The organism is Flavobacterium sp. Arc3, from assembly GCF_041431375.1.
GTDB lineage: Bacteria > Bacteroidota > Bacteroidia > Flavobacteriales > Flavobacteriaceae > Flavobacterium.
Genome location: NZ_JASMRI010000037.1, coordinates 18651 through 28244, shown reverse-complemented (window position 1 = coordinate 28244; position 9594 = coordinate 18651). Strand labels below are relative to the sequence as shown.

Here is a 9594-nt window from a genome sequence, read left to right as displayed (position 1 = left end):
TGTTATCTCGTCAAAGAATCCCTTGGAACTTAATTTAGATTGTCGATATTCTTTAGGAATCGAATTAACCTCTTTTAGGTAAAGGTGGAGGATTTCATCTCCCTTTTTATAGGAAGTAAGTTCGAAATATTCAACAATAATTTCTGGCAATAATAACTTGATAAGTTCGCTATAGGAATCTTGCATTGAGATATATTTTATAAATGCAAAAGTCGTTATTTATATATTTCCCCACAACTTTTAGACTTGATCCATAAATATTAGTTAACATAAAAAGAAAAAAAAATTAAATGTTCGTGACGCTTCTAAATTTGATTTACATGCTTTTATTTTTGGATCTTATGGTTCTGTGAAACTAATGTTTTTTTTATAAAAGTAGTTTAGGATAGTTTGGTAGTGGTAAATAAATGACTCTAGAGATTATCTTAAATAATTTGAATCTAGGCTGATTAATTTTTTGATAGCAGTTGGCAAAAGCGAAAATCTTATCCGGTTGCTTTTTAAAGTTATTACTTTTAAAATATGGGTTGGTTTCAATCGTAAAAAGTGCTACATGATAGCGTGAAGTGTCTTCTGTTTTCTTATTCTTGAGATAAAGAAGGTGATGTTTTAAGAGGTAAAAAGGTGAAATTATAGATGGATGGAGAGTGCTCAGTAATAATTTGGCGATTGTATGACAAGAATTTGGTGTATATCTGTCATTTTTAGGCTGCAAATACTCCTTTATAAAAGTTTCTTACGGTTAATATTATTAGTGGATAAATGATGATTTATGCATCATTAACTTTTGTTATTATATTTTATTTGATAAATAATCTAGCATTGAAAGGGTAATTGGTTTTGGTAAAAAATCTATTACCATGGAGTATTTTTTAGCTTTTTCTAAGTCTTCTGGATCAATTGTTGATGAAAGTATTACAACTTTTGTAATGGTATTAAAGTCCTGATAAGTGGAGTCACAAAATAGATCTAAGAATTCCCAACCACCCATCACAGGCATGTTTAAATCCAGAAAAATTAATTGAGGTGCTTTTTTGGTACCGTTTTCTGTGAGTTTGATTGAATCGAAATATTGAAGTGCTTCTTCGCCATTTTGTGCTGTGATTATTTCATTTGAAAATGTAGTTTTGCAAAGTACTTTTTTGCATAGCATTAATGTTATCGGGTCGTCATCTACACATAAAATTAAGTCGAGCATTGTATTATTTGTTTTTGAATGTTAAAGTAAAAGTAGTTCCTTTATCAACTTCACTTTGAATGCTGATGGTTCCTCCCATGGCTTCGACCTGCGACTTTACTAGGTACAGTCCTAAACCTTTACTGTCAGGATAGTTATGAAATCTTTGGTAAAGGCCAAAAATTTTATCTCTATTTCTGTCTAAATCTATTCCTATTCCATTGTCGCTAAAAATCAATGTCGTGTAATTTTTAGTCTGTTGAGTAGATACTGTTATTTCTAGCGTTTTATTTTTTGATTTATATTTTATAGAATTTGTTAAAAGATTTGATAATATGCTCTCGATATAAGATTTGTTGATTTCCAATATGGGTGCTGTCTCAAAATCAATTAATACTATAGGTTGATGCATATCAATTTGAACAGTAATCTTACTAAAAATATTTTCAAATACTTCTTTTATTACAACTGCTTCTTTTTGAATAGAGGAATTGTCTTTTATTATCATGACTTTAGTAAGGTCGTTGATCGTTTCGTTTAAAAGATAGGTCGATCTATTAAAGCCCTGTAAGATTTCTTTTAATTCTGGATCGGTAATAGGGATGTCTTCTATCAAATTTAATAAACCAGTTAAATTAGATAGTGGTGCTCGAAGATTGTGTGAGGTGATGTATGAAAATTGTTTTAAGTCCTTATTGTTTTGAGTTAATTCCCTTATGAGATGTTCTTTTTCTTTTTCTTGTTTTTTCTCTTCAGAGACATCTCTCTGGATAGAAACCCAGTGTGTCAGTTCATTTTCAGAATCATAAATCGGAATCATTGAAAAGCGCAGCCAAAATTCTTCATGATTTTTTGTGTAAGCAATCATTTCTATTACAGCTTCTTCTCTGTTTTTTATAGCATTTATTATTTTTATAATATTATTCTTATCAGAGTTTAAACCTTTTAAAAGGTCTGGAGATTGCCCTATAATTTCATAAGTAGAGTATCCTGTCATTATAGAAAAAGCAGGGTTGACATAAACTATTTTAGGAAGTTTACGTTTATTGAAATTCGCTTCTGTAATGATTATTGCGTCTTTTGTTTGGACGATTACGGTTTCTAATAACTTAAGTCTTAGTTCTTCTTCTTTTTGTTTAGTTATATCTTGAATGGCTCCAATCATTCTTATTGCTTTGCCGTTTTCGTCTTTTAGAAGAAAACCTCTATCCAGTACATATTTATAGGTGTTGTCAGCACATTTAAAGCGATATTCATCTTGCCAATTTTGAGTTTTTTGTTCTATAAAAGAATATAATTTAATGGACATTTTTATACTGTCTTCGGGATGTATGTTATCAAACCACCACTTTGAACTATCTCCAATCTCTTCTTGATTATATCCAAAGATGCTTTTTATTCCTTTACTCCAAAGGAGGTTGTCTTCTTGTATTTTCCAATCCCAAATAGTATCGCTTGTTGCTTTAGCAACAATATCATATTTCTCATTTGATTCTTTAATTTCGTCGTTTGTTCTTTTTAGTTTTTCGAATATAACTTTATTTCTTTTGTCGTTTACAGATAGAATATATCTAAAGGTTATTCCGGTTAAAAAAACTAAAACTAGGTCTTTTATAAAATTGTAGATTTGGTAGTTGTCTAAATAATAATACTTTAAGGAAAGTTTGTGAAAAACGATAGCTACGAAGATGGCTATAAGGATGTATACGATGGTTAAGTGGTTGGATTTGCTTTTCATTACTCAAATGTAATTAATTATAATGAATTACAAAATACCCTTTTGCACTTATTTTTTAACTTAACTTTAATATCTAAAACGTTAACAATATGTAAACTATTGGATAAATATTTTTTATGTCAAAATAAAGTGTACCTTTGCACCCATTAAAAATCACAGATGGAATCTATTAGAAACATTGCAATTATTGCCCACGTCGATCACGGTAAAACAACTTTGGTTGATAAAATTATGTATCACTGTCAGTTATTTCGTGACAACGAAAACACAGGTGACTTAATCCTTGATAACAACGACTTAGAGCGTGAAAGAGGTATTACCATTACTTCTAAGAATGTTTCTGTTCAGTACAAAGGAACAAAAATCAACATTATCGATACTCCTGGTCACGCCGATTTTGGTGGTGAGGTAGAGCGTGTATTGAACATGGCTGATGGAGTTTGTTTGTTAGTGGATGCATTTGAAGGACCTATGCCTCAAACTCGTTTTGTATTACAAAAAGCACTAGACCTTGGTTTAAAGCCATGCGTTGTTATTAATAAAGTTGATAAAGAAAACTGTACTCCTGAAGAAGTTCATGAAAAAGTTTTTGACTTAATGTTTGAATTAGGAGCAACAGAAGAACAGTTGGATTTCCCAACGGTTTATGGTTCTGCTAAGAATAACTGGATGTCTGACCATTGGGAAAACGTAACTGATAATGTTGAAGCATTATTAGATATGGTTATCGAAAATGTACCAGCTCCTAAAGTATCAGAAGGAACTCCTCAAATGTTGATTACTTCATTAGACTTTTCGGCTTTTACAGGTCGTATCGCTATTGGTCGTCTTGAAAGAGGTGTTTTGAAAGAAGGAATGCCAATTTCTTTATGTAAAAGAGATGGTGTAATTGTTAAATCACGTATTAAAGAATTACATACTTTTGAAGGATTAGGTCGTAAAAAAGTTCAAGAGGTAATTGCTGGAGATATCTGTGCAATTGTTGGAGTTGAAGGATTTGAAATTGGAGATACAATCGCTGATTTTGAAAACCCAGAAGCGTTACAAACAATTACTATTGATGAGCCAACAATGAGTATGTTGTTTACAATTAATGACTCTCCTTTCTTTGGTAAAGAGGGAAAATTTGTAACTTCTCGTCATATTAGAGACCGTTTGACAAAAGAATTAGAGAAAAACTTAGCAATGAAATTGGGTGAAACTGATTCAGCTGATAAGTTTATGGTTTTTGGTCGTGGTGTACTTCACTTATCTGTTCTTATTGAAACAATGAGAAGAGAAGGTTATGAGTTGCAAATCGGTCAACCACAAGTTATCATTAAAGAAATTGATGGTAAAAAATGTGAGCCAATTGAGGAATTAACAATCGACTTACCTGAAAATCTTTCTGGTAGAGCGGTAGAATTCGTTACTATCCGTAAAGGTGAAATGCTTTCTATGGAAGGTAAAGGAGAACGTATGATTATCAAATTCAACATTCCATCTCGTGGAATCATTGGACTACGTAATCAATTGTTAACTGCTACTGCAGGTGAGGCTATTATGTCACACCGTTATATTGGATATGAGCCTTTCAAAGGAGCTATTCCTGGACGTAACAATGGTTCATTAATCTCTATGGAAAATGGAAAAGCAATTCCTTATTCTATCGATAAATTACAAGATCGTGGTAAATTTTTCGTTAATCCTAATGATGAAATTTATGAAGGTCAAGTAATTGGAGAAAACTCACGTAGCGATGATATGTGTGTTAACGTAACTAAGGCTAAAAAACAGTCTAACGTACGTTCATCTGGAAATGATGAGAAAGCTAGAATTATCCCTCCAATTATTTTCTCTCTTGAGGAAGCGTTAGAGTACATTCAAAAAGATGAATATGTAGAGGTTACTCCAAAATCTATTCGTTTGAGAAAAATTTATTTGACAGAAACTGATAGAAAAAGATTTAAAATCTAATTATATCACAAGTATATTAAAAAAGCCATTTCGAAAGAAGTGGCTTTTTTTTGTATCTGTTTTTTTGTTTGGATACTTGTTTTGGAGTAGCTGAAGTTGTTTAGCTCTATTTCGTGAGGGATAACAGTGGAAATCCTTTTAGGGGGCTTTGTTTCGCCCCTTAAAAGATTGTAGCGTATAGCCCGACCCGCTTTTTTTTGGCGGGGCACGACCTAATAATGTAGATGCTTTATAAAAATAGTTGTTGTGATGTGTTTTTGGTTCAAAAAAAAATTAGCCCCAGATTAAATGGATTAATCTCGGGCTAGTTGTAGTGTTTTATAGAATTTGCTGCTAGGATTGGTTTATCTTTTTAAGCTAAAGTGACCTTTTAATTCACGGTTGTCTTCTAGCTTTATGGTGTACCAATAATCATCAGCGGGTAGTGGTGCGCCGTTAAAGGTTCCGTTCCAGCCAAGGCTGTTTGGCTTTAGTTCTTTTAATAGTTTGCCATATCGGTCGAAAATGTAGATTACCGACTTGGCATTTAGGTCATTATTGACTCCTTTTAAGTTCCAATAGTCGTTGTAGCCGTCATTGTTTGGAGTAAAAAATCGAGGCACGCCAATTACAGCAACGGTTTTTTGTACTTTTCCACAGCCGTTTTTGTCGTTTATGTAAACTTCGTGAATACCTGCAATTACATTTTCGAATACATTTGAAGGTTGAAAGCTAGAAGTTGGATCATCTAAGTTGTATTCATAGTCACCTTGGCCAGTTACGTTGATGGTTACGGAATTATTATCGGCAAGGTCTATAATATCTATGCTATCGATTGTAGCAATGTCTGATGCAGTAACTTTTATTGTTCGGGTTCTGCTACAGCCAAAAAGACTACTTACTTTTACTGTATAGACTCCTACCGCGTTTACATTTAAAAACTCTTTAGTTTCAGTATTTAGAATCACATCGTCTTTTGTCCATTGATAAGTATAATTGCTTGTAGGTGTTCCATCTTGAATTCCAGAATCAAGACGTACAAAAAATGAAGGATTGTTAGAGCAGACTAATTCATCCTCGTCATGATCGTCATTTGTATTAATATTTGGTTTTGCATTTACCGTTAGTGTTACATGTGGGCCTAAACCGTAACAAGCATTGTCTAGGGTACTTTCAACACGAACCCATATTTCTTGTTGGTTAGGATAACCAATATTTCTATAATTTGAAGTATTTGTTATTTCGTTCCTCTCTGATAGGGCATCTGCCTCATTTCTGTAATATTTTATTGCGTATAAAGTGCTTGACGATAGAAAAGAACTTTTTATTTCATTGGTAACACTGCTGAAATCAAAGGTGGAAATACCATCTTTGTCATCATTAATATTATCGAGTGAATCATCACAGCTTGAAAAAGTACGTTTGAATGTTGTTGGAATTTGGGTTGACGAGACAATTAAATTCAATTGTGATATTCTATAACAACCATTTTGGTTTTCCACTCGGGTCCATATAGAGGCACTTGGACTGCTGTAAGCAAAGGGGTCTGTAATTTTAACCAAATTATCTTTAGTATAGGCTCCATTTTGAGAAGTGTAATAAGTAAAGGTTTCAACAAGATGATTTGCCGAAATGAAACTATTTTTTTCCGTGAGGTTAAAGTTTGATATGCCGTCTCCGTCATCGTCACATTGTACTAAGGTAATCGGGTTTGACACTGTAGGTAGAGCATATACCGTTAATGTAGCTTCTGATGAAAGCACATCACAAGAGTTACCGGGTTTATTTAGTAAAACCCTGTACTTGTAATTATTCATTGCGTTTGTGACACTAGAAATATTTAATGTATTTGTTGCGGTTCCACTATAGACTGTATTAGGTGATATAGTATTCCAACTATTACCATCATCAATCGATAGTTGCCATTGATAGGTGTTCCCACCATTATCAACTATTTTTATTGCGGTATTTTGTAGTTCGCATGTGGGAGGAACAATAGGTTGGGTGTTAATTATAATAGGAGCTGCAATAGTATAATTAGCGTTTGGAGTTGTATAACCATTAGTTCTACTTGTTACAATTCCTTTATAATCAACAGTTGGAGGTGTAATTGAGCCTAGTATTCCATCACTATTTGAATCTGTAAACCCGGCTTCTATAACGTCATTACAGCCATCGTTATCACTGTCAAGTTCTCTATAATCTTTAATTCCGTCGCCATCAGTGTCTGTTGCTAAACTTCCCGTTTCTGTTGAATCATAAATTCCATCATTATCACTATCCAAATCTAAAAAGTCCGGTATACCATCATTATCTGTGTCTATGGGAGTTAATCCAGGTTCAAATGCATTGTCAAGACCATTTTTGTTGGTGTCAGTATTGGATAATGCAACGGAGCTATTAACTTGAGCTTCTATTATATCTGGAATTCCATCATTGTCGCTATCTAAATCTAATTGATCTGGAATTCCGTCACCATCAGTATCTCTAGGTATGCATGTGGCTACAATTGAAAATGATGATTTATTAGTCTCTGTGTCAGATAAGTTTTTATGAGTTATCGAAAGTGATTCTGTCATAAAAGAACGAAAACTAAATGTGCCTATTCCTGCGGCTAATGGTACTGCGCTATTCAGTCTGAATCGAATTTCAAAAGAGGAAAATTCGGTTATGTCACTTTCAAAAATCCCATCGTAATTTGTATCAATAAGTAGTTGATTATTTGGATTCAATACTGTAATAGTCTTGTTTACGGGAGATTTTAATATAAATTCGGAGTTGGAATTTAATAAATCAGTTACGTCAGCAGTCGTTACATATTCTAGTGCTATTGAAATTGGTTTTGTAAAATTCATTTCATGAGTAACTGTATTACCATTTCCCATGGGTACTTCAGTCGTGAAATCTCCGTTTATTTTACCAATAAATGTTGAGGGTGTAATAGAGTTGTTTGAAGTTAGAGTTGCGTTGTAAGAATTGAGATAATCATTTTTATTGATAGTACCAGTTGAAATACTGGAAAGATCGATTGCTTGATTTCCATAAGACTCAGTACAATTTAGTATTCCATCATTATCATTGTCAATATCTATGTTGTTATTTACACCGTCATTATCAGAGTCTAAGGCACAGTCACTCACTGGGATTTTATCAGAAAACACATTGCTAACACAGCCCAGAATTCCTCCTTTAACTTGGTAATATCCTGGTTGAGTTGGTGTATATGAATTTGAATTAGCTCCAATTATTGGGGCGTCATTAAAATACCATTGAAATGTGTCATATGAAGAAAAAGTACTAATGCTCAAGTTTACATTTGGGATGCAATTTGTGCTATTTAGGGCTAAATTGTCAGTTACGATTTCAGGCTTAGTGTCAAAACCTGAATAGTATCCACCATAAGTAGCAGCACCGTTTGTTGCAAAATAGGATACGTAGACCTGTTTGGTAGATTTTACGGCAATGTTTCCTGACAGATTGCTAACAGTGTATCGAACAAAAGCGGGATTACCCACAACTGCAACTGCGGTTGCATTAATGGGACTATTATTTATGGTTACGGTAGCACCTGTTTCTGTAACGATGTTTAGTCCTCCAGTGTATGTTACAGTTCCTATTGATTCGATTAATGGGATGTTATCAACAATATTAGGTGTGGAGCAATTTATTGGCGGTACAAAAAATAAGTTTTGATTTGCAGGAGAATTCGAACCTCCAATACATTGGTATGCAAATACGTTCTCTGAAGAATTTACATATAAGTTTCCATTAACAAAATCACTTCCACTTAGGACATAATAGCTTCCAGCAGTAAGTGTTGCAACTGGAATTGAATTTCCATTAGTAAATATTTGAGTATTATTGCTATGTGCAACTAAAATGACTCTTTCTATCTCATTAGTTCCATTACCTTTTACAAATATATATTCTTTACCAGTTTTTTCTAAGGGAACAATTTGATCAAAGCCTATATCTCTGCCAGTTCCCATCGCATTTGTTGCATTAACTAATGTATTATTACTCCCGCCAAATGAGCCTGAATTAACTGCTATCGGTTTGTCAGATTCTACAAGAGCACCTATCATTTTAGAGCTATTAGAAATGGTGTTAGAATAATTTTCTAAAGCTAAAACATAGCTTTCATTTTTATTTAATATTTTTATAATGGGCCCGTTAATTATAGTGCCGTCACTAAGAACGGTACCATCAGGAATATTTGAAATAGTTACTCTGGTGTTGTTTTCTGTTGAAAGAACGGAAGCAAAATTTAATAAAGATGTGTCGTAAAGGGGATTTAACATTGCCCCTAGTCTAAAAAATTTTCCTAGGGCACTATTTCCTTTAGAAACAAGACCACCAGCATGGTTATATGTACCAATATTTGTTAATCCGGAGTTCACCCGTACACTAACATAAATTAAATTTTCGGCTTCTATAATATAACCTTTGTTTTGAATTGTTCCAATTACTGTTTTAGGAGTGAATAATTGAGTATTATTCCCCTGTCCAATACTGTATACAAAAGGGGTAGTGTTGTTGACAACACCAGAAATTACCGAGCCTCCGTTCTCAATGATTTTGAAATTAACGTTGGTAGCGCTTGGTGTCGAAATGTATAAATAGTGGTCTCCTACTAAATTATTTTGAGCTGTAATTGGCGGTATATAATGCGTTTTACTAAATTGTGCAAAACAGCCTATTGATAAGAAAATAAAGAAAATAAATAAAGTTTGTTTCATTCGCT

General features: G+C 33.2%; 4 protein-coding genes and 1 pseudogene. 1 reads left to right on the top strand and 4 read right to left on the bottom strand.

Translation table 11 applies throughout. The features are described from left to right. The 3 genes and pseudogenes from QO200_RS18395 to QO200_RS18385 all read right to left on the bottom strand — a co-directional run. Positions 1 to 186, bottom strand: a pseudogene (locus tag QO200_RS18395) (transposase); the annotation flags it as partial. Between the two features lie 607 nt (positions 187 to 793). Next, positions 794 to 1198: a response regulator gene (locus tag QO200_RS18390; RefSeq protein ID WP_371543197.1), complete on the bottom strand. Its 405-nt coding sequence runs from the start codon at positions 1196 to 1198 to the stop codon at positions 794 to 796. Positions 1199 to 1202: 4 nt separating this feature from the next. Then, a complete protein-coding gene (locus QO200_RS18385; RefSeq protein ID WP_371543194.1) occupies positions 1203 to 2915 on the bottom strand; it encodes a PAS domain-containing protein in 1713 nt (570 codons plus the stop codon). Between the two features lie 159 nt (positions 2916 to 3074). Between QO200_RS18385 and typA the strand changes: the two genes are divergently transcribed. Further along, positions 3075 to 4871: a translational GTPase TypA gene (typA, locus tag QO200_RS18380; protein WP_371543191.1), complete on the top strand. Its 1797-nt coding sequence runs from the start codon at positions 3075 to 3077 to the stop codon at positions 4869 to 4871. 344 nt (positions 4872 to 5215) lie between these two features. Here typA and QO200_RS18375 read toward each other — a convergent pair whose 3' ends face one another. After that, the gene (locus tag QO200_RS18375) at positions 5216 to 9589 is read right to left on the bottom strand and encodes a T9SS type B sorting domain-containing protein (protein WP_371543188.1); all 4374 of its coding nucleotides are present in this window, start codon (positions 9587 to 9589) and stop codon (positions 5216 to 5218) included. Positions 9590 to 9594: the final 5 nt, after the last annotated feature.